The 22,285-nt window shown below is 58.7% G+C and carries 19 protein-coding genes; 10 read left to right on the top strand and 9 right to left on the bottom strand.

Annotated elements, in window-relative coordinates:
• Positions 1-6: 6 nt before the first annotated feature.
• The 7 genes from SA87_RS04005 to SA87_RS03975 all read right to left on the bottom strand — a co-directional run bounded on the left by SA87_RS04005 (position 7) and on the right by SA87_RS03975 (position 7,143).
• Positions 7-762 carry a GntR family transcriptional regulator gene (locus tag SA87_RS04005; RefSeq protein WP_066199552.1) on the bottom strand — a complete coding sequence of 252 codons (756 nt, stop codon included), beginning with the start codon at positions 760-762 and terminating at the stop codon, positions 7-9.
• A gap of 17 nt (positions 763-779) precedes the next feature.
• A complete protein-coding gene (locus SA87_RS04000) occupies positions 780-1,976 on the bottom strand; it encodes an MFS transporter (protein ID WP_169816899.1) in 1,197 nt (398 codons plus the stop codon).
• Positions 1,977-2,025: 49 nt separating this feature from the next.
• Positions 2,026-3,222: a CaiB/BaiF CoA transferase family protein gene (locus SA87_RS03995; RefSeq protein WP_066199548.1), complete on the bottom strand. Its 1,197-nt coding sequence runs from the start codon at positions 3,220-3,222 to the stop codon at positions 2,026-2,028.
• A 95-nt stretch (positions 3,223-3,317) separates the two neighbouring features.
• Positions 3,318-4,424 carry an ABC transporter substrate-binding protein gene (locus SA87_RS03990; protein ID WP_066199546.1) on the bottom strand — a complete coding sequence of 369 codons (1,107 nt, stop codon included), beginning with the start codon at positions 4,422-4,424 and terminating at the stop codon, positions 3,318-3,320.
• A gap of 49 nt (positions 4,425-4,473) precedes the next feature.
• On the bottom strand, positions 4,474-5,283 hold the full coding sequence (locus tag SA87_RS03985; protein ID WP_066199544.1) for an ABC transporter permease: 810 nt from the start codon (positions 5,281-5,283) through the stop codon (positions 4,474-4,476).
• A 10-nt stretch (positions 5,284-5,293) separates the two neighbouring features.
• Complete coding sequence (locus tag SA87_RS03980; protein WP_211258124.1) at positions 5,294-6,190, bottom strand: ABC transporter ATP-binding protein; 897 nt, start codon at positions 6,188-6,190, stop codon at positions 5,294-5,296.
• Positions 6,191-6,222: 32 nt separating this feature from the next.
• Positions 6,223-7,143 carry a hydroxymethylglutaryl-CoA lyase gene (locus SA87_RS03975; protein ID WP_066199543.1) on the bottom strand — a complete coding sequence of 307 codons (921 nt, stop codon included), beginning with the start codon at positions 7,141-7,143 and terminating at the stop codon, positions 6,223-6,225.
• A 358-nt stretch (positions 7,144-7,501) separates the two neighbouring features.
• Here SA87_RS03975 and SA87_RS03970 point away from each other — a divergent pair, with 358 nt between their 5' ends.
• A complete protein-coding gene (locus SA87_RS03970; protein WP_066199542.1) occupies positions 7,502-8,869 on the top strand; it encodes a UDP-glucose dehydrogenase family protein in 1,368 nt (455 codons plus the stop codon).
• Between the two features lie 73 nt (positions 8,870-8,942).
• Positions 8,943-9,902 (top strand): NAD-dependent epimerase/dehydratase family protein, encoded by a 960-nt coding sequence (locus tag SA87_RS03965; protein ID WP_066199562.1) that lies wholly within the window; start codon positions 8,943-8,945, stop codon positions 9,900-9,902.
• Positions 9,903-9,979: 77 nt separating this feature from the next.
• On the opposite strand, the gene SA87_RS03960 is transcribed toward SA87_RS03965, so the two are convergent.
• A complete protein-coding gene (locus tag SA87_RS03960) occupies positions 9,980-10,840 on the bottom strand; it encodes an SDR family oxidoreductase (RefSeq protein WP_066199540.1) in 861 nt (286 codons plus the stop codon).
• Between the two features lie 487 nt (positions 10,841-11,327).
• The gene (rpoN, locus tag SA87_RS03955; RefSeq protein ID WP_066442335.1) at positions 11,328-12,728 is read right to left on the bottom strand and encodes an RNA polymerase factor sigma-54; all 1,401 of its coding nucleotides are present in this window, start codon (positions 12,726-12,728) and stop codon (positions 11,328-11,330) included.
• Between the two features lie 105 nt (positions 12,729-12,833).
• On the opposite strand from rpoN, the gene SA87_RS03950 reads away from it, so the two are divergent.
• The 8 genes from SA87_RS03950 (at position 12,834) to SA87_RS03915 (ending at position 22,138) form a co-directional block, all read left to right on the top strand.
• A complete protein-coding gene (locus SA87_RS03950; protein WP_066199536.1) occupies positions 12,834-14,591 on the top strand; it encodes a sigma-54 interaction domain-containing protein in 1,758 nt (585 codons plus the stop codon).
• 141 nt (positions 14,592-14,732) lie between these two features.
• Positions 14,733-16,055 (top strand): ABC transporter substrate-binding protein, encoded by a 1,323-nt coding sequence (locus tag SA87_RS03945; protein WP_066442333.1) that lies wholly within the window; start codon positions 14,733-14,735, stop codon positions 16,053-16,055.
• A 105-nt stretch (positions 16,056-16,160) separates the two neighbouring features.
• Positions 16,161-17,030 (top strand): branched-chain amino acid ABC transporter permease, encoded by an 870-nt coding sequence (locus tag SA87_RS03940; RefSeq protein ID WP_245637642.1) that lies wholly within the window; start codon positions 16,161-16,163, stop codon positions 17,028-17,030.
• A gap of 65 nt (positions 17,031-17,095) precedes the next feature.
• Positions 17,096-18,076 (top strand): branched-chain amino acid ABC transporter permease, encoded by a 981-nt coding sequence (locus tag SA87_RS03935; RefSeq protein WP_066199535.1) that lies wholly within the window; start codon positions 17,096-17,098, stop codon positions 18,074-18,076.
• Entirely contained in the window at positions 18,060-18,782 is a 723-nt protein-coding gene (locus tag SA87_RS03930) for an ABC transporter ATP-binding protein (RefSeq protein ID WP_409359842.1), read from the top strand. Before SA87_RS03935 ends, SA87_RS03930 begins: the two co-directional genes overlap by 17 nt.
• Positions 18,775-19,479, top strand: coding sequence for an ABC transporter ATP-binding protein (locus tag SA87_RS03925; protein ID WP_066199531.1), 705 nt, complete (start codon positions 18,775-18,777; stop codon positions 19,477-19,479). Before SA87_RS03930 ends, SA87_RS03925 begins: the two co-directional genes overlap by 8 nt.
• Positions 19,480-19,505: 26 nt before the next feature.
• A complete protein-coding gene (locus SA87_RS03920) occupies positions 19,506-20,882 on the top strand; it encodes an Asp-tRNA(Asn)/Glu-tRNA(Gln) amidotransferase GatCAB subunit A (RefSeq protein ID WP_066199529.1) in 1,377 nt (458 codons plus the stop codon).
• A gap of 41 nt (positions 20,883-20,923) precedes the next feature.
• Entirely contained in the window at positions 20,924-22,138 is a 1,215-nt protein-coding gene (locus tag SA87_RS03915) for a Zn-dependent hydrolase (protein WP_066199525.1), read from the top strand.
• Positions 22,139-22,285: the final 147 nt, after the last annotated feature.

Genomic DNA, 22,285 nt, shown 5'->3' with positions numbered 1-22,285 from the left:
TCGACGTCATAACTTCGAATGCGTTGAATCATGCTCCGCCTCTTGCGTCGGTTGGGATTCGGAAAGGGGCGAGGCGGACATCGCGTTCAAAATCGCGTGCCTGCCGGTATAAAGGTGGGTTCGCATGATCGATTCCGCCATGTCCGGATCGCGGGCTACGAACGCTTCGATCAGCATGCGATGTTGCCGGAGAGACGTTTTCAGTCCTTCCTCTCCATAGACTTGTAGCGTGCGGTATACAAAAGGTAAAAACGTATACCGTTCCCACAGCCCTTCCAGAAAAGCATTGGCGCCGGCTCGGGCGATGAGTCGATGAAACTGCACGTTGTTTTCGACCAGGCGGCGAAGACCGTCGTTCCACGGCATCCATCCACGACCGGCCCGGTCCAGAACCTCCTCCGCTTCCGAGAGCAGGCCTTTCAGTACGATCAGATCGGCGTCGGTGATCCGTTGAGCCGCCCGTCGGGCGGCGTAGCCTTCGATCAGCAAGCGAAGATCGTAGATATCGTATATCTCTTTTTTGTCATACTTCCTAACCACTCCGCCTCTGTTTCGCTGCAAAATGATTAATCCGTCTGCTTCCAGGAGCGTCAGCGCTTCTCGGATCGGGGTACGGCTGACGCCATAGCGGGCCGCAAGCTTTTCTTCGATCAGCCGTGCTCCCGGAGGAAGGCGCCCTTCGACGATTTCTTGCCGAAGTTCCGTATAGATAAACTGTGCCTTGTCGCCAGATTTGAGGCGAACCGTTTGTTCCCGTTTCATGAACCGCCCCCGAGACTTTAAAGTGATACGGTATTTTGAGACTTTCTAGCGAATATGAGCCAGCCCCCCGCAATCAGCGCCAGCATGGCCAAAAATCCCCACGCCCATCGGTATCCACCCGTTCGGTCGAGGATCCATCCGAAGACCGGAGGAATCAGGACGACCCCGAGTGAGCCGATGCTCAAGCTGAGGCCGCTGGCCAGTCCGGCCAGCGATTTCGGTGCGCTTTCCGCCGCTTGTACCATCCACAAACCGTTAAACCCGACCACGGTGAGCCCGAGCCATCCGACGATGAACGCGGTAAGGTAAAACGACGTTTTGGCGGGAAGCAGGGCCAGCGCCCCGTTCAACGCGAACGTTGAGACGGCGATGATCATGAGTCCTCGCCATCGATCGCCCCGAAACGCTCGATCGCTGATGAAGCCCCAGGCGACCCTTCCAACCGAGCCGCCGACTTCGGAGAGAAATAGCAGCAGGCCGGCGGCGTAAGGCGGATACCCCATGTGCTCTTGGCCATAAAAGACCACATAGGCCGTTAGGCTCATCTGCGCTCCGGTTAAAAATAGGGCGGCCAAACTGATGCCCCAAAGGGGACGGGAGCGAAAAAGGGAGAGGGTGGCCGACCAGGAAAAGGAGGGGTCAGAAGCGCGATCGAAAGGAAGACCGTGCTGACCTTTCTCTGGATCTCGGTAATGCCAGGTGGCGATGAGACCGGTGGCCAGCACCGTTAAAGCCGCGACCAGAAGCGCCGCCCGCCAGCCGGCATGAAGCGCCAGTGGGAACAAAACGATGACGGCCAGAGCCGATCCGGCCGTGACGCCCATCTGCTTCAGGCCCATGGCCGTTCCCCGCCGCTCTAGGGGGAACCAGTAAAGAATGCCCCGGTTGGACGTCGGGTGCATGGCGCCGTATCCCAGCCCGCCGATGGCCGCCAGGGCGACGATCCAGGCATAGCGATTCGTGAAGGAGGCGAGGGCAAAACTCAATCCCAGAAGCAGCGTGAGCGCGGCGAGCATCCGCCGGGAGCCGAGGCGATCGGCAAGGTATCCGCTGGGAAGGCTGGTCAGCGACTGCCCCAGGAAAACCGCCGCCGTCAGCGTGCCGACCTGCGCCTTGGTCAGGTTCAGATCTTCGGCGATCCTCGGGCCGAGCGGAGCCAGGCTGCGGCCGACAAAGGCGACCGCAATCTGGGTCACAAAGAGCCATCCCAGCATGCGCCATGGCAATCGGTGATCGTCTTTCTCTGCCGTGTTCCCCATATTTCTAGATAACGCCTTCTTCCTTTAACCTTCGCTGCTCTTCCGGCGAATACCCGAGGCGGGTAAGCACTTCCGCCGTATGGGCGCCCAGTTTCGGCCCGAGCCACCTCGTCTCTCCGGGGGTCAGGCTGAGCTTGGGCACGATGCCGGGGATCATCAGCTTCCGGCCGTCGTCCAGCGTCGCTTCTTCCAGCATTCCGCGGGCCTGATAGTGAGGATCCTGGGCGATGTCGGCGATGCTGTAGATTTTTCCCGCCGGTACTTCCGCCTCCTCCAGAACTTCCAGCACTTCGTCCAGATCGCGCGCTTCCGTCCAGGCGGCGATGGCCGCGTCGATCTCTTCGGCCCTCGGCACACGGCCGCTGTTGGTCGAAAGCGTCGGGTCGTCGGCCAGGTCGTCCCGGCCGATGGCGCGCATGAGGCGCTTGAAGATGCTGTCGGCGTTTCCGCCGATGACGACATACTGCCCGTCCCGGGTCCGGTACGTGTTCGAGGGGGTGATCCCGGGCAGAACGCTGCCCGTGCGCTCCCGCACGTGACCGAAGAGGGAATACTCCGGCAGCATGCTTTCCATCAGGCTGAACACCGCTTCATACAGGGCGACGTCCACGTACTGGCCTTTTCCTTTGTTGACGCGCAGATGATAAAGGGCCATCAGGGCGCCAATAACGCCGTAGAGGGCCGCGATGGAATCGCCGATGCTGATGCCGACCCGAACCGGCGGGCGGTCGGGGTAGCCGGTGATGTACCGGAGCCCGCCCATCGCCTCCCCGATCGAGCCGAACCCCGGACGGTTCCGGTACGGGCCGGTCTGGCCGTATCCGGAGACGCGGACCATGATCAGGTTGGGGTTGATCGCCGAAAGCGTCTCCCAGCCGAGATTCCACTTTTCCAGCGTGCCGGGCCGGAAATTTTCGATGACGATGTCTGTTTCCTTCACCAGGCGGCGGACGATCTCCTGGCCTTTTTCGGATTTCAGATCGACCGTCACCGATTTTTTGTTTCGCGCCTGAACGTACCACCACAAGGAGGTGCCGTTGTAGAGAAGCCGCCAGGTGCGAAGAGGATCCCCGCCGTACGGCGCTTCGATTTTGATCACTTCGGCGCCGAATTCGGCAAGGATGCGCGAGGCGAACGGCCCGGCGATGAGCGTCCCCAGCTCCAGCACCCGCACGCCTTCGAGAGGCGGATGGGTCTTCATTACACGTTCTGTCAAGCCGGCCCCTCCTTTCGGGCGGTTCCCTTCCTTGTGGACGCGTCGCTCACGCGGTCGCGTCGTTCACGCGACCGCGCTCTTCATTTTGAAAGAAATTCATTGGTGTACGTCTGCTGGACGTCCACGTCGGCCTTCCGGACGTCTTCGATCGACACGGAAAGCACTTTTTTCACGGCCTCCGCGCCGCTTTGGTGCATGAAGCCGTCCGGCGAAAACATCGGACGCGTATGCGACAGCGCTTCGATATACGTCTCCCGGTCGTCGCCGTAGAACTCCGGCGGCATCCGCTCGGCAATCGCCTGTGCGTCGTGTTCCTGCATCCACCTGAGCGTCTTCTGGATGGCGCGGGCCAGGCGTTTGGCCGCTTCGGGGTTCGCCTCGATCCATTCCGCTTTGCTGTAGAGGACGGACGCCGGATAGGAATCCGTGCCGAAGAGCTTCTGCACGCCTTCCGGGGTGCTCGTATCGGCCAGGATCGTAAGCTCGGGGTATCGCTTTTTGAGGACCGTGTACGCCGGATCGAGCAGCACCGCGGCGTCCACCTGGCCTTTTTCCATCGCCGCGATCGCCGAAGCGGAGAGGCCGATCCCCGTGACGCTGATGTCCGTCTGCGGATTCATGCCTTCTTTGCTCAAAAGATAATTGATGAACAGATGCGTGGACGATCCGGGGGCGCTGACGCCGACGACGGCCCCTTTCAGATCGGCGAGGGTCTTGATGTCCTTTTTCGTGTTCGGGGAGACGACGAGGATCATCCCCGGATACTGCAGCATGGTAACGAAGGCCTTTAACTTCTGTCCCTGAGCCGCCAGCTGGATCGTGTGGTCGTAGAAGCCGGAGACGACGTCGACGCTGCCGCCGAGGAGCGCCTCCAGCGCTTTGGAGCCGCCCTGAAAGTCCTGAATGGTCACATCGAGCCCTTCTTCGGCGTAGTAACCGAGCCGTTCGGCCAGCGTCGTCGGCAGGTAGACGAGGGTCGCCTGTCCGCCGACGCCGATCGTCACCGGGATGCGCCGGGCGTCCGCTACGCTTTGATTTTGTTCTCCCCGATCGGCGGCGGACGGCGTTCCGGACGCTCCTTGGGGCCCGGAAGCCGGTCGACCGCAGGCAGAAAGAAGGACGAGGCCGAGAATCAGAACCCAGATCCGGCTTTTCCGCCCGTGAAGCGAAACATGATGGTAACGCATCTCAACTTCCCCCTTTTTGAATTTATAAAAGATGCGGCGATGGATGCGATCAGCTTTCGGCGGCGCTCTCTTCCGGCTTCCAGCGCAAAAGATACCGCTCCACGTGATGCACGGCCTGATCCACAACGAGCACGATGAGCATCAGGACGACCATTCCGGCAAACACGCCGGTCGTGTCGAAGACCCCTTCGGCATGGGCGATGAGATACCCCACGCCCTTTGAAGCGCCCATATATTCGCCGACGACGGCGCCGACGATGGCGAAGCCGATGCTGGTGTGCAGGCTGGAAAAAATCCACGACAGCGCCGAGGGCACAAGGACGTGCCACAGAAGCTGCCGCTCGGTGGCGCCGAGCATGCGGGCGTTGTCGATGACGACCCGGCTGACCTCCCGCACACCCTGATAGACGTTGAAAAAGACGATGAAAAAGACGAGCGTCACCCCGAGGGCCACTTTGGACCAGATGCCGAGGCCGAACCAGAGCATAAAGATCGGCGCCAGAACGACCCGGGGCATGGAGTTGAACATGTGGATGTACGGTTCCAGGACTTTGGAGACGAACGGGAGACGTGCCAGCGCGAAGCCGAAGACGATGCCGAGCAGGGCGCCGATGGCGAAGGAGAGAAACGTCTCTTCCAGCGTGATCCACAGGTGCGGCCAGATGAACCCACTCCCGAACCATTGGGCGATGCGCAGGAGGATCGCCGACGGCCGGCTGAAGAAAAAGGGATCCACGGCGCCGGCGCCGACCGCCGCCTCCCACGCGAGGAGGATCGCCAGACCGAGAAGGACCTGCCACAGGCGGACGGAGCCGAGGAGGCTTGCGGCCCAAGACCGCCGCCGTCCGACCGCCCACACGGGGCGCTCTTCACGCTCGGGCCAGGGATTTGTGGCGCTCATAACTTTTCAGCACCTCCTCCCGCAGGATGGCCCAGATCGATCGGTACAGCTCGCCGAAGGCCGGTTCGGCGCGGATGTCGATCAGATTCCGCGGCCGGGGGATGTCCACCTTGAAGCGGCCGACGATGCGGCTTCCCGGTCCGGCGGAAAGGACGACGACCTCGTCGGAGAGGGCGATCGCCTCTTCCAGGTCGTGCGTGACGAACAGGACCGTCTTCCGAGATGAAGCCCAGAGTTCCAGCAGCTCGTTTTCCATCATCTGCCGCGTCTGGACGTCCAGGGCGCTGAACGGTTCGTCCATATGCAGGATGTCCGGGTCGACGATCCAGCTCTGGGCCACCGCCACCCGCTTGCGCATGCCGCCAGACAGCTGATACGGATACCGGTCGGCAAAGGGCTTAAGCCCCACCTTCTCCAGCCAGTAAAGCGCCCGTTCCCGGGCTTCCCGGCGGTCGACGCCGCGGAAGATCAGACCGAGCATGGCGTTTTCCAGCACCGTTTTCCATGGCAGAAGGGCGTCCTGCTGAAACATGTACGTCGCCCGTCGGTTCAGCCCCCGGAGCGGCTCGCCGAAAACTTCGACGGTCCCCGCCGACGGCTCCGTAAGCCCGGCGGTCATGTTCAAAATCGTGGACTTGCCGCTTCCGCTGGGTCCGACGATGGAGACGAACGTCCCGGCGGCAACGTCCAGGTCGATGTCTTCCACCGCCGTGTAGGTGCCGCCGCTCGGCGTCCGGAAGCGCTTGGTGACCCCATTCAGACGGAGGGCCAACCCGGATGCCGGCGCCTGATCCCGATGGCCGACCGAGGCGGGCCTGTCGATCCGTTCGGGATGGGCGGTCGGCCTTACGGCTTGGTCTTCCACGATGTATCCTCCTTTCCATCGTTCAAGAAAGCTCAGGGCCGCCGAGCACCCAGGGGCCGGAAGGGACCGGCCTTCATTACCATGCCCTCCAGGGGGTGTCCGACGATCTTTTCCGCCCAGCGAGCCACGTCGATCAAAGCGTCCAGGTCGACGCCGGTGGCGACGCCCATCCGTTCGAACATGTACACCAGATCTTCCGTGGCGATGTTGCCCGTGGCGTTGGGCGCAAACGGACAGCCCCCGAGCCCGCCGACCGAGGCGTCGAACGTCGTGGCCCCGTTTTCCAAAGCGGCGTAGGCGTTGGCGAGGCCGGTGTTGCGGGTGTTATGCAGATGCACGCCGATCGGCACGCGCCCCTCCGTCGCTTCGCGGGACCGCCGCACGAGGCGCCCCACATGGCGGGGATCGGCGACCCCGATCGTATCTGCAAGGATGATTTCGTCGAACCCGGCTTCCGCCGCCCGCCGGACCCATTCGACGACCCGTCCTTCGTCCACGGCGCCTTCGAACGGGCAGCCGAAGGCGACGGAGAAGGTGATCGTCACCGGGCGGCGTCGATCTCCGCTCCCTCTGACGTCCGCGAGGGCGGCGAGGAAAGCCTGAAAATTGTCTTCGGGGGAGGTCCCCTGATTGGTGCGGTTGAACGATTCCGTCACGCCCAGCGACAGGTGAATCTCGTCGACATCGGCCTGAAGGGCCCGTTCCACACCCCGGCGATTGAGGGCCAATCCGGCGTAGACGATGCCGTCCCGCCGGCGGAGTCCCCGGAAGACCGCATCGGCGTCGGCCATCTGAGGCACGGCTTCCGGGCGAACGAACGACGCCGCTTCGATGAACCGCAGGCCGGCCTCGACAAGGCGATGGATGAGTTCCAGCTTCTGTTCGGTTGAAAGCAGGGTGCGTTCGTTTTGCAGGCCGTCCCGGGGCCCCACTTCTTGAATCTTAATCGCCATGGACGCCGCTCCTTTGCCACGGGTTTTAATTTGTATACAATCACAGAGTACAAGCGTATTTTTCATCAATAAATAAGCCATAAAACAGGCGTGCACATCGAAATCATCGTTTGATTGTATACATCATAGTCGGGCGAAGGCCGAAAGTCAAGAGAATCGTATTAGAATTTTTGCGTTTTCCCCTGCATTCTTATGTTTTTCCACGGAGTACGACGGAGTACAATGGAACCGTCCGGACAAATCGAGACGACGCGCCCGATCATCGTCACGGTTCGCAATTTTACGGTCTCGAATCTGGTCATCCGCTCGGTCAGCCGTTCCCCGATCATTCGATCTCTTCAGGGAAGGGTGCCCCAAAATGCAGATCGTCATCGTCGGCGCGGGCTACGTCGGCCTTACGACGGCGGTGCTCCTGGCCCACATCGGGCATCACGTCACCGGCGTGGACATCGATCGACGGAAGCTCGAGCTCCTTCGCCGGGGGAAAAGCCCGATCCACGAGCCGGGCGTCGAGGCGATGCTGGCCCGGCTCGGAGACCGGCTTTCGTTTACCGAGGACCTCAAGGCTTCCGTCGGCGAGGCGGACGTCATCATGATCGCCGTCGGCACGCCGGAGAAGGCGGACGGCGAGGCCGACACGCGGTCCGTCGAAGCGGCCGCCCGGACGATCGCCGAAGGGATGGTGAGCGGCCGCGCGTACACCGTCGTCGTGAAGTCGACGGTGCCGATCGGGACGAACCGGCGCGTCGCCCACGTCATCCGCCGGACGCTGGAAGCGCGGGGGACGGAGGCCACCGTGTGGGTCGCCTCGAACCCGGAGTTCCTTCGCGAGGGGATGGCCCTTTACGACAGCTTTTACCCCGACCGGATCATCGTCGGCGTCGACGATCCGGAGGCGGCGGAGGTCCTTCGCCGGATGTACCGGCCGCTTCTCGAGCGGACGTTTGAGCCGCCGGACGTCGTTCCCCGAAGAGAAGAAGGCGGCCTTCCGCCGTTCATCACGACGGACCCGGTGAGCGCCGAGCTCATCAAGTACGCCGCGAACGCCTTTCTGGCGCTTAAGATCAGCTTCATCAACGAAATCGCGGGGCTTGCGGAAAAGGTCGGCGCGGACGTGATCGAGGTGGCGCGCGGCATCGGGCTCGATTCCCGGATCGGCCCGCGCTACCTGGCGGCGGGACTCGGCTGGGGCGGGAGCTGCTTTCCGAAGGACACGGCCGCCCTCCTCGCCGTCGGGCGGGAACATCGGTATGAGATGCCGATCGTCGAAGCGGCGCGGCGGGTGAACGAGCTGCAGCGCGAGCGGGTCGTCGAGAAGCTGCAGTCCGCCTTAAAAGGCGTCCGCGGGCGGACGGTCGCCGTCCTCGGGCTTGCCTTCAAGCCGAACACGGATGACGTCCGCGAATCGCCGTCCCTCGCCGTCCTTCGCCGCCTCGTCGCCCTCGGCGCCCACGTCCGCGCCCACGACCCGATCGCGGTCCCCCATGCCGAGCGGGCACTCACTGAGGCGGAGCGGGCGGAGGTGACCTTCGTCTCCGACCCGTACGCCGCCGCGGACGGCGCCGACGCGCTCCTTCTTGCGACGGAGTGGGCGGAATACCGCCGCCTAGATCTCCCGCGCCTGAGGGGCCTCATGCGCACGCCGGTCTTCCTCGACGGACGGAACGTCTACGCCCCGGAAGCGGTCCGGGCGGCCGGGCTCTTGTATCTCGGCGTGGGGCGATGATCGGCTCGATTCTGGATCATCAACCGTCGTGGAGTCAACCGTCGTCGAGCGGTTCGAACCCGGAGGCGAGACCGTGAAACATGCCCTCGTGACCGGCGGTGCGGGATTCATCGGGAGCCACCTCATCGACCGCCTCCTGGCCGAAGGCTGGGCGGTGACCAACGTCGACAACTTCGATCCCTTCTATGACCCGGCGATCAAGCGAAAGAACATCGCCGCCCACCTTGACTATGAGCGTTACCGCCTCGTCGAAGCCGACATCCGCGACCGGGAAGGGCTCTTCCGGTCGCTTCGCGATGATTATGACGTCATCGTCCATCTGGCGGCCAGGGCCGGCGTCCGTCCGTCGATCCGGGACCCCCTCGGCTACCAGGCGGTCAACGTCACCGGGACGCAGCACCTGCTCGAACTCGCCCGCGAACGGGGCATCCGGCAGTTCGTCTTCGCCTCCTCGTCGAGCGTCTACGGCGTGAACCCGAACGTCCCGTGGCGGGAAGACGACGGCGTGCTTCGGCCGATCAGTCCGTACGCCTCGACGAAGGGGAGCGGCGAGCTCCTCGGCCACGTCTACAGCCATCTGTATGGGATCCGCTTCATCGCCCTCCGCTTTTTCACCGTGTACGGTCCCCGGCAGCGGCCGGATCTTGCGCTTCATAAGTTCGCGCGGCGGATGCTTCGCGGCGAGCCGATCCCGATCTACGGCGACGGAACGAGCCGGCGAGACTACACGTACATCGACGATATCGTCGAAGGCGTGCGCCGGGCGATGGACTATGCGGCCACGTCCTATGAGATCATCAATCTGGGCAATCAAAAGACCGTCGGGCTTCTGGAAATGGTGCGGGCGCTGGAGGAAGCCCTCGGCGTGCGGGCGCGTCTGGAGTTTTTACCGGCTCAGCCCGGGGATGTGCCTCGGACGTGGGCGGATATCAAAAAAGCGAAACGGCTTTTGGGGTATGCGCCGAGGATGCCCTTTTCCGCCGGTGTCGCCCGCTTTGTCGACTGGCTGGTCGATCAAGGAAGACAAAAATAATCCGCCTGAGGTCATCCGGCGCCCGTGCCGCATGACCCCGGGCGGAACGATTCGACCGGGCGGAACGATTCAATCGGTCAGCGGTTCTGCTTCAGCCACGCTTCCACCGTGCGCGCCATCGGCGTGGTCGGCCGCTGGATCAGGGCGCTGAGCTGCCGGCCGTCGTCAAAGAGGCTGCCGGCGGCGATCGCCACGTCCCAGTCGGCGATCATCCTGGCGTACGCCTCGGGAATGCCGGAACGGGTGAGCAAAGACGCGTACTCCCCAGGGTCCACGTTCCGATAGGGAATATCGCGACCGACCTGACGGGAGATTTCCCGGGCGAGGTCGTCCATCGTCCAGGCCTCATCTCCGGCCAGCTCGTAGACCTTCCCTTCATGTCCTTCGGACGTGAGGACGACGGCGGCGGCCTCCGCATAATCGGCCCGGCTGGCTGAAGAGATCCGCCCGTCTCCTGCGCTTCCGACGAGCACGCCGTTTTGGACGGCGCTGCGCACTGTGTCTTCATAGTTTTCCGTGTACCAGCCGTTCCGCAAGATCACGTACGGCAGACCGGACGCGCGAATCGCCGCTTCGGTCTGGCGATGCTCCTCGGCCAGATTGATCTGCGACGTATCGGCATGAAGCAGGCTGGTGTAGACGAAGAGCTTTACGCCGGCGCGCCGGGCCGCGTCGATGACGTTCCGGTGATGCTGGACGCGCTGGCCGATCTCGCTGGAAGAGATGAGAAGCAGCTTGTCGATGCCGGCAAACGCCGCCTCCAGCGTTGCCGGTCGCGTATAATCGGCTTCCCGGATGGTGACGCCCTGCGCGGCCAGTTCCGCCGCCTTGCCCGGATTCCGCACCGCCGCCACAATCTCGTTCGCCGGGATTCGCTGCAAAAGGGACGCGATGACCAGCCGTCCGAGCTTTCCCGTCGCCCCCGTCACCGCAATCATCGGTCTGCCCCCTTCCGTTTGGGTCCGATCATCATCCATATCCTGACCGGCTCGTACGCTCCGTATTCTATACAATTTATAGATGCTTTGTCAATTAAAGTATAGCGATGATCCGTGAGTGGGTCGCCCCGCTTGACTCGGAACGCACCGGACGTCCGGCCGTCGATCCGGAACTCGTCATGCGGATCATCTGACCGTCTTCCCTCTTCCATCCCTCTGGACGGGAACGCTTTCAATCGCTTCCCATGCGCGCCGGTGATGTGGGGTTCTGAGGGTTCGATTTCGCGTCCGGGCTTCACCCGAAGACCGGGGGGCCGCGGCTTTAGGATCGCCCGACTTCCAAAAGAAGCGCTCCCCGGGTGGCGCCGAGCTGTTCGGGATCCGGAGAACGCACGCCAAAGATGGAGCAAGATCAAGGCGGTGTTCATGCAAAAACTGTCCGTCAATGCCGCGTCGTCATGGAACGCCTTTTTGCCGAAGACAAGGATCAATGGCGATAAACGGGTTCGATTTCTTTCCGAAAAGGGTTTTCCGGCGCCTTTTTATTGTGTTTCCGCTGTTGCGAAGAAGGAATGCCCGAGAGGGAACGGTACTTAGCCACCGTTCGTCGAGAGATGTAAATGCCCTCCCTATTTAAAGCGGCGGCGATCTCTTCGTCAGATAGCGGTTGGGTTTTGTCTTCGGCCTCGATGTACGCCTTGATTTTGCGGATGACGGTTTCCGAAGTGGCTTCTCCTTGCGCTTCTGTCCCGCTTATCGCTGAGGGAAAAAGGCGTTTAAACTCGATCACACCCCAGGGTGTTTGGATGTATTTATCGCGTACGGCCCGAGAGACCGTTGAGACGCTCAATCCGACAGTTTCGGCGACGGTCTGCATTGTAAGCGGTTTTAGGTGATCGAATCCATAAAAGAAAAAATCCTTCTGATAATGCGCAACCGCGTGTAACACCCGTGCAAGGGTTGTCTTGCGAGCGTTTAGCTGTTCAATCAGCTTGTTCGCTCTGGCGACTTGGCGCGCAAGATACGCTTTCGTCTGCGTGTCCAGTTTCTCATGGCGCAGCATCTGTAAGATATCCGGTTCCAGCGTCAGGCGCGGTAAAACATCGTCGTATATCCTGACCTCAAGCGTGCCTGTGTTGTTCTGCACAGCCGCGTCGGGAATAATGTAGACAGTCGGCTCTGAATCGGTAGAATAAAGCTTCCCTGGTTTGGGATGAAACGTTTTTAGGAGTGACACGGCTTCAAGAACCGCTTCGAGAGAAACGCGCAAGCGGCTGGCGATTTTCTTGAATTGACCTTTTGCGACATCAAGCAAATGTTCCTCGATAATCGCGGTTAAAACCGGTAATGGTTCTCCCAGTCGCCGGTGTTGAAGATGAAGGCATTCGCGCAAGTCGCGTGCGCCGATTCCCGGTGGATCAAGCGATTGAACGACTTCTAAAGCTTTTTTTAATCGATCCATGGGGTAGTTAAAGCGCTGAGAGATTTCTTCGAGAGGCATCCCGAGGTAGCCGCGTTCGTCAAGCGCGTCAATAATGAGATGGGTACCTTTTAAAAGTTCGGTATCCAGCTGATAAGTCGGGAGGGCCGCTTTTAAGCGATCGGCTAACGTTGGCTCCGGTGCCTTAAGTGCCATCACCGGATCTGGAGTCTTTTCGTCCAGCGGCTGCCGGTTTTTTTTATGAGGGCGCCTTGCAAACGATGCCGACATCTGCCATGTTGGTGGGTCGACGCGGATCGCCGGATTGTCCAGGGCCACGTTGTTTACATACGAAGCGAGATCCGTCACGCCTAAGGTCAAGATATCCAGTGATTGTTGGAGATCGGGGGTAATATAAAGTTCTGTTTTGAGCTTTTGTTCAATCCCAACTTCTGGCCGGTGGATCATGAGAATCCCTTCTTTCTAAACAGCTTGGTCGTTTGTATAATATTATACTACGCTAAAGTTAAAGAATGGGGTTAACGCTGGCTGCAGATTGAGGGGGTGAAATTAATGGAAAGGGGCCTGAGTTTGCAAGAGCCCGTCATCCTCGACGCCCTGCCCATCGGGATCTTAATCGTCGATGTCGAAGGGAAGATCTTATTTCAAAATCGAACCGCCGTCGCCTGGGGGATGCTGGTCGAGCATCTTGTCAGACAGATGGACTGGATGAAAATCATTCAGGAAGATATGCTCGTAAGGGAGCAAGTCCATGTGAATGAACGATGGTATGCGTATCAGGCAATGTCCATCGGACTAAAAGAGCGGTCGCAAGAGGGGATAAACGCCTTTGGAATGATGGTCATCGAAGAGATTACCGAATATCAGAAGCTCAAAAAGGAACTCGACGAATATCGAACGTCATTTCAAGATCTGCAAACGATATTTGATAATTCATATGACGTGATTTATGTGTCGGACGGAAGTGGCATCACCATGCGCGTCAGTTCCGCGTGCGAACGGCTATGGGGGATGAAAAAAGAAGAATTGGTGGGCAGAAGCGTCTTTGAGCTTGAAGCAGAAGGTGTTTTTCGCCCATCGGTCACGCGCTTGGTGCTGGAAACCGGACGCAAGGTCCAAGTGTTGCAAGAGACGATGACGGGGCGACGATTGATGGTGGTGGGAACACCGATAAAAGACGCATCCGGCCGCATCGTTCGCGTCGTCAACGCCTCCAGGGACGTGACGGAAATCGAGGAATTAGAAAGGGAGCTCCATCAATTAAAAAGCATTGTCGAGGGATATCGGCGTCAAATTGTCAAGTTGCAAGAGCGACGGGAGGCTCATGGAGAACGACTTGTTTATCGAAGCAAAGCGATGGAAAAGCTGGTTGCGCTCATTGAACGAGTCGCAGCGACCGATTCTACGGTGCTCATTCTGGGAGAGTCGGGCGTCGGAAAGGAGATCATCGTCAATTACATTCATCGACTCAGCAGCCGGGCCAATAAACCGCTGATCAAGATCAATTGTGCTGCGATACCGGATTCCCTCCTGGAAAGCGAGCTCTTCGGGTACGAGCCGGGGGCGTTTACCGGGGCCGATAAGCATGGAAAAGCAGGGTTATTTGAATTGAGCCACGAAGGGACGCTGTTTTTGGATGAAATCGGAGACATGCCCATCGGCCTTCAGGCAAAGCTTCTGCGGGTTCTCCAGGAAAAGGAAGTCGTCCGAATCGGCGGGCATAAGCCGATCCGCGTGGACGTGCGGATTATCGCGGCAACGAACCAAGATTTGCAGTATCTGGTGGAAAAAGGGAAATTTAGGCAAGACCTCTATTACCGGTTAAACGTCATTCCAATCATCGTTCCGCCTCTGAGAGAACGGAGGGAGGACATTATTCCGCTGATCCATCATTTTCTCAACCTGTATCAATCAAAAATTGGCCGTTCCATCACGCTTGCAAAAGAGACGCTGGAGTTGCTGGAGGCGTACGACTGGCCGGGGAACGTACGTGAGTTGCAAAATATTGTTGAACGATTAGTGGTGACTGCCGAGAGTGAAGTTGTAACGGTCGATCAATTGCCTGCTGGCCTAAAACAACGCACTTCATCTCGATCAAAGCAAGAACGTGAGGGTGAGGGGGCAGCGGAAGATAAAGATGGGGTTGACGTTAAGCGGATCATCCCCCTTCGGGATGCGGTGCGCACGGTTGAAATGAAACTGATCCGGATGGCATTGAAAGAATACGGGACGATCAGCAATGCAGCTAAAGAACTTAAAGTCGATCAATCGACTTTATCGAGGAAAATACAAAAATTAAATATGCGTTAGCGCATGTTCATTATGTCATAATGCATGGAGCGGAAGGCGGTGATGGGGCCGTTCTCCGGCAATTGAGTCCCCGTTGATGCTGGCATGCTTTTTGCTAAGGGATATGAAGTGAAGACGAATCCATCGAAGGGGGATGGCTACATGTTTCAACGCAAACGAAAGGTTTTTTGGCCGATTCTACTCCTGGCCATCGTCTTCGCTGCCGGATGTTCGGGCTCGCCCTCTGCGCCGGCCGATCAATCGACGGGGCCGTCTTCGTCTCCGGAGAAGAAAGATCCCATTAAGATCGGTGCTATTTTTCCCTTGAGCGGTTCGCTGGCGCTTTTGGGGACGGAATCGTTTGAAGCCGCTGACCTGGCTCGGAAAATCGTCAATGAGCAAGGTGGGGTTAACGGGCGTCCGGTGGAATTCATTAAAGCGGATGCCCCCGATGCAACGGCGGCGGCCAATGAGGCCAATCGATTGATCTCTAAGGAAGGCGTCAAGTTGATCATCGGAACGTACGCGAGCGGACTGGCGCTGGCCGCGGCGCCGGTGGCTGAGCGCAATGGAGTTGTTTATTACGAATTAATTGCGTCCTCGGACAAGCTCAACCAGCAAGGATTCCGATATGTCTTTAGGGTAAACGATAACTCCACCAAGCTGGGCACGGCAGCGGTCGATTTTGTCGAGGAGGCCTTGGCTCCGAGATTACAAATCGAGCCGGAAAAACTAAAGCTGGCGGTCATTTTTGAAGACGGAGCTTTTGGGACGGCCGCTGCGGAAATTGTCAAATCTCGAGCTCTGCAAAGCGGTATCAATTTGGTTGCCTACGAAAACTATAAGGCCACAAGCGTCGATTTGTCCTCTCTCGTACTCAAATTAAAAGAAGTGAATCCGGACGTGATTATCGCCGCCTCCTATGTGAACGATGCCGTCCTGTTTCAAAAGCAGGCGAAGCAATACGACCTCAATCCGAAGGCCTTCATCGGGATTACGGCCGGTTACGGCCTTCCGGACCTGGCGGAAAATCTGGGGAAAGACGCAAACGGCATCTTTGTCGTCGAGGCGCCTGCGATGGTGAATCCTGAAGCGCTCACCGAAGAGGCGCGCAAGCTCGACGAGGAATTTCGGAAACGCTGGCAAGAGATGAAAGGGCGCGATCCCGCCGGCCACGCCTATCGGGCATTTAGTGGAACGTATGCCTTACTAACGCAAATTCTACCAAATGCGGCATCTGTGGAAGATTCCGAGGCGATTCGCGAGGCCCTTCTTAAGGCAGATATTCCGGAGGGGAGCCTTCCGAACGGATGGGGCATCAAGTTTTTGCCGGAAATCGATCCGAACGCGGGATTAAATGAGCGGAGCTTCGCCGCCATCCAACAGTGGCAAGATGAGAAGCTCGTTATGGTCTGGCCGGAAAAATTAGCTACCGCCGAGATCAAAGACGTGCCTCTCCCTCCGTGGAAAGATCGAAACAAGTAAAGAGCGGGTGAAGAATTCGATAGAACGTTGAAAAAAGTCCCGAAGGAGTGGGCCGGTTTTGCCGGCCCCCTTCTCTTCATCATTTTTTGGAGGAGGGACCGGTTGGTGCTTTTACAGCTGACGGTCTCAGGCATACTTTTGGGCGGGATTTATGCCTTGATTGCAGTCGGTCTCACGTTGATTTTTGGCGTGATGCGCATCGTCAATTTTACCCACGGCGATCTGGTGATGCTTGGCATGTATCTGACATATCTCCTATACAAAGGATTTGGACTGGATCCTTACATCTCGCTGTTCATCGTTCCGCTCGCTCTGTTTTTGATCGGCGTCCTCATCCAAAAATTGGTCGTCCAACGCGTCGTGGGTCGGCCGCATGAAGTGCAGATTTTTGCTACGGTGGGGCTGTCGATGATGTTGTCGAACGCCGTTTTGGCCTATTTCAAAGGCGATTATCGCTCCGTTCAGACGACTTACTCTACCGATACGATTCAAATCGGGCCCGTTTTCCTGGGCGTTCCTCAGATCGTAGCCTTCGGGATTTCGGCTGTCATTACGCTGGTTCTTTTTCTCTTTCTCAAATTCACGTATACCGGCAAAGCGATTCGAGCGACGACGCAAAATCGTATTTCGGCTACGTTGATGGGGATTGACGTTCGACGCGTGTATACGATGACGTTTGCGATCGGATCCGCTCTGGCCGGGATCGCCGCCGTTCTGTTGATGCCTCTTTATCCAACCTATCCGTCCATCGGTGAGGCGTATCTTCTGATCGCTTTCGTGGTCGTGGTGCTCGGCGGATTGGGGAGCATTCCCGGCGCATTGGTGGGGGCGCTCATCATCGGGGTTGTGGAGACCGTGAGCGCCTATTACTTGGGTTCGGGATGGAAGCAGGCGGCGTATTTCGTCATCTTCATTCTGGTTTTGATTATGCGTCCACAAGGTTTGTTCGGACAACGGGGCGCCGAGCAACTGTAGTTGAACAACTGGAAGTAATTAGCAATTGCATCTGAGCAGCAGTAAAGGAGGAAACAGGAGGGTTCATGCTTAAAAAAGGTGGATTCGTTTTGAGCGCCGGATTGGTCGTGTTGCTTATGGTAGCGCTCATCTATCAAATAAAAAATAAATACTATTTGGATATCCTGTTTATGACGTTTTTCTGGGCCTCTCTGGCTGCCGCATGGAATATTTCAGGGGGGTATGCCGGACAATTTTCTCTGGGACATGCGGCTTACGTGGGCATTGGGGCGTATTCGACGGCATTGTTGTACATTAACTTTCATGTCTCCCCGTGGATCGGCATGGTCGTCGGGGGGCTGTTTTCGGCGCTGCTGGCCCTTTTCATCGGCGTCATCACGGTTAAGGTGCGGGGGCCGTTCTACACGTTGATTACCATCGCCGTCGCGGAGTTGCTCTACATTAGTGCTATTCAGCTGAAAGAACTCACGCACGGTTCGGAAGGCGTATCGCTCCCGTTTAAACCCGGTTGGGTCAACATGACGTTTCGGGAACGCGAGACGTACGTTGTCCTCGCTTTGCTCTTTGTGGCTTTGATTTATTTCATTACGAAAACGATGGAAAGGCGAAGAATCGGCTATTATCTCATCGCGATCCGGGAAAATGAAGACGCCGCGCGGGCGCTGGGCGTGCCCGTGAAAGAGATGAAGCTCCTGGCCACGGTGCTGAGCGCGTTCTTGACCGCGGTCGGCGGCGCCATATATGCGATGTACATTATGTTTATCGAGCCGGACTCCGTGTTGTCGTTTGCCTTTTCGATTCAACCCGCGCTGATGTCCATCATCGGCGGCCTGGGCACCTCCCTGGGGCCGCTGATCGGGTCGTTCGTGTTAAGCCCGTTAGATATGTTTTTGCGCGAATCCTTTAGCCATATCAACGGTTTAAACCTCTTGATTTATGGGTTTTTGCTCGTTCTGTTTGTGCTGTTCTGGCCGGAAGGTTTGTGGCCCAACGCGGTCAGGGTTTATCGAAAGTGGAGGAGTGGTGGCGTTGAAACTAAAAGTTGAGCGTTTAACGAAGCGCTTCGGGGGACTCACCGCCGTTCGCGATGTGAGTTTTGAGGTGCGCGATCAGGAGATTCTCGGGATCATCGGACCGAATGGAGCGGGAAAGACGACGCTCTTTCACTTGATCAGCGGATTCGAGCGTCCGGACGCGGGGCGCGTGTTTTTGGAGGGGCAGGACATCACCGGAAAAAGCCCGGAAGCCATCAGCCGGCTCGGGCTCACGCGGACGTTTCAGCTCGTCAAGCCCTTCGGCAAGATGACCGTCCTCGAAAATGTCTGTGTGGGCGCGTTTTTGCGTCGCTCCGATTTGACGGACGCGCGCGCCGTCGCCGAGGACGTCGTGGAATTGGTCGGACTGAAGCCCTTCGCCGATCAGCCTGCGGCGACGCTGCCGATCGGTCATCGCAAAAGGTTGGAATTGGCCCGGGCGCTGGCTACAGAACCGAAGATTTTGTTGCTCGATGAAGTGATGGGGGGGCTTACGCCGGCGGAGATCGGCCAGATGATCGACACGATCCGCAGGCTGCGGGAAGGGGGCCTGACCATCGTCATCATCGAACATCATATGCGGGCGATCATGTCGCTCTCCGACCGGGTGGTCGTCATGCATCAAGGAGAAAAAATAGCGGAAGGGACGCCGAAAGAGATCGCTCAGGATTCACGCGTCATCGAGGCCTATTTTGGGGGGGAACTCCGCTTTGCTTAAAGTGGAAGATTTGAACGTCTTCTACGGAGATATCCAGGTCTTGCACGAGGTGTCGATTGAGGTTCGGGAAGGAGAGATCGTGGCCATTTTGGGGGTCAACGCCGCCGGGAAAACGACCCTTCTGAATACCATTGCCGGATTGACCAAAAAGTGGAACGGGACGATGACGTGGATGGGGCAGCCGCTCCATCGCGTTCCGGCCTTCCGGCGCGTCGAGATGGGAATCGTGCTCGTGCCGGAAGGAAGACAACTGTTTCCGTTTATGACCGTTTTGGAAAACCTGGAGCTTGGCGCGTACAGCAAAGCGGCTCGAAGAGAAAAGGAACGATCGCTGGAATTCGTCTTTCAGCTGCTTCCTAAGTTATATGAACGCCGGCATCAACTGGCGGGTTCGCTTTCCGGAGGAGAACAGCAGATGGTCGCGATCGGGCGGGGGTTGATGGCCAAGCCGAAATTGCTCATGCTGGACGAACCGACGCTCGGTTTGGCGCCGAAGATTGTGCACGACGTTTTTCAGCTGATCCAGGACATCCGTAAAAGCGGCGTGACGATTTTGCTGGTCGAACAGAACATGCATCAGTCGCTTCAAGTGGCCGATCGAGGATACGTCCTGGAAAACGGCCGCGTCACGATCAGCGGTTCGAGCGAAGCGCTTTTGCGGAACCCGACCATCCGGGAAGCGTATTTGGGGATCTGACCGTACGGCTTCAGGAGGCTTTCGGAATGGATGTTTTGGCCCTCAGCATTCAGGCCCTGGCCGACCGGATTCGGGCCCGGGCGATCTCGATTCCGGAGCTCGTCGGTGAAGTCTTGCGGGAGATCCGAAATCGGGATCCGGAATTAAATGCGTATGTAACGATTTGCGAAGACGGGGTGCAACACCAGGCCAAACGGCTGCAGGCCGAAATCGATCGGGGGCGTTGGCGCGGCCCTTTACACGGCATCCCCATCGCGGTGAAGGATATGGTGTTTACCCGAGGATGCCGGACGACGATGGGTTCAAAAGTGTACGCCCATTTTGTCCCCGATGATGACGCCACGGTGATCCGCAAGTTGAAGCGGGCGGGAGCGGTGATCATCGGAAAAACGAACACGCATGAATTTGCCTTTGGGCCGACGGGGGATCGGTCCCTCATTGGCCCGACGCGGAATCCGTTTGACAAGCGCAAAATCAGCGGTGGATCCAGCGGTGGCTCGGGGGTCGCGGTTGCGGCTCGACTGGCCTTCGCCGCGGTTGGAACCGACACGGGAGGTTCGATTCGCATCCCCGCTTCAGCCAACGGCATCGTGGGGCTGAAGCCGACGTTTGGCTTGGTCAGCCGTTCCGGCGTCTTCCCCCTCTCCCATTCTCTCGATCATGTGGGCCCGATGACGCGAGACGTCATCGACAACGCTCTTCTTCTCCAGGCTATGGTTGGTTTCGATCCGAAAGATCCACATTCGGTCCGGAAGCGGCGGGAAGATTATTTGCGAGGGATAGGCCGTTCCATTCGCGGGCGGACCGTCGGGGTGAGCGCGTATTTTTCGGAGCGCGTCGAAGCGGAAGTGTTACGGGCTTTAGAAAAAGCAATCGACGTTTTTGAGGCGCTCGGGGCGAAGATCGAACGGCTCGATCTTCGTCCGGAATTCGAAGCGATCGTGAACGCGCAGCAAGTCATATTGCAAGCGGAAGCCTACGCCGTTCACGAAACCACCGTTCGAGAACATCCGGATCTTCTGGACCCGGAAGTCTATGAAAGGTTGGTAAAAAGCAAAGAAGTCTCGGGTTATAAGTACGTACAAGCCATGCAAAAAAGAAAAGAATATATTCACTTGTTAAACAAGACATTCGAGAAAATCGATGTTTTGCTGACGCCGACGCTCCCGATCCTGCCGCCGGAGATCGGGCAGCGCGAGGTTAACGCTCAATGGAAAGAACCCGTCCGTGAAGCGCTTTTGCGCTTCACGTCGCCTTTTAACTACACCGGTCATCCGAGTTTGTCGATTCCCTGCGGATGGTCGAAAAGCGGCTTGCCGATCGGATGTCAGTTGGTCGGCCAATTCTATCATGAGGCGCTTTTATATCAGTTCGCGTATGCGTTTGAGAAAGCGAGGGAATAAGGGTGAAGGACTTATGCGCGACGGTCGACGGAGCGCGGCTTATGGATCGGCTGGAGGCGCTCGGCCAAATCGGGCGCCAGCCCGAAACCGGAGGCATCACGCGCCTGGCGTTCAGTGAAAATGAGCGGAGAGCCAAACGGTTGGTCGCCGGCTGGCTGGAGGAGATCGGCGCGACCGTCGTCGAGGATGCGGTCGGCAATTTGATTGGACGGGTAGAAGGAGAAGAAAATCAGGCTCCCGCGATTTTGATCGGCAGCCACCTCGATACGGTCGTCGACGGCGGCATGTTCGACGGCGCTTTGGGGGTCGTCGCCGGAGTGGAAGCGTTGACGGCGATGAAAGAACGCGGCATCCGGACCAGACATCCGATCGAGGTCATCGCTTTTACGGATGAAGAAGGGGCGCGCTTCGGGGCGGGCATGCTCGGCAGCCGGGCGTTTGTCGGAATGATTTCGAGGAAAGAGCTCGAACATGCCGATGCCGAAGGATGGACGATCGCCGAAGCCATGCGGGCCTACGGTCTCGACCCGGAACGCCTCGAAAGCGCCCGTCGCGCGCCTGCATCCATCCGTGCGTACCTCGAGCTGCACATCGAACAAGGAAAGGTGTTGGAAAACGAAGGGCTCCCGGTCGGCGTCGTCACGGCGATCGCCGGGCCGCTCTGGCTTCACGTGAAGGTCCAAGGGGAGGCCGGGCACGCCGGAACGACGCCGATGAGGCTTCGCCGAGACCCGTTGGCGGCCGCGGCCGCGATGATCGCTTTCTTGGACGCCGAAGCCCGCCGTCGGGATGAGGTCGTCGCGACCGTCGGGAAGATCGAAGCGCTTCCCGGCGGGGTGAACGTCATCCCGCATACCGTCGAATTCACGGTGGATCTCAGGGCGATTGACGAAGCGGTGCGCGATGCCGTCGAACAGACCCTGCGCCAAGAAATGGAGACCATTGCGGCAAAGCGCGGCGTCTCTGTAAGCATTCGGGAAGGCCATCGGTTAAAGCCGGTCGCCCTCGATCCCGCCGTGAGCCGGGTGATCCGTCAAGCCGTCGATTCGCTCGGCATACGCCCTTTTCACCTGCCAAGCGGCGCCGGACACGACGCCATGCAGCTGGCCCAGTTTGTGCCAACCGGGATGATATTTGTTCGTTCTCGCGGTGGAATCAGTCATCGGCCGGACGAATGGAGCGATCCGGAGGATTGTCGCTTGGGGGCTGAAGTGCTGTTGCGTTCGGTTTTATGGTTAGACAGGCCCGGTTTGTGAATGGGGCTGAGCGGAATGCCGTGCCCGAAGTCTCTATCGAACTCTTGACACGGTCTGCGGTCATCCAAATCCTTGCGACCGTCCTCAATCTTCCTCCCGATTCGTCCGATACTCCCTGATGAACCGTTTTCGGGATCACAGGATGGT

It is taken from the genome of Hydrogenibacillus schlegelii, from assembly GCF_001653195.1.
GTDB classification, from domain to species: domain Bacteria; phylum Bacillota; class Bacilli; order Thermicanales; family DSM-22653; genus Hydrogenibacillus; species Hydrogenibacillus schlegelii.
This window is presented reverse-complemented; position numbering and strand designations above follow the sequence as displayed.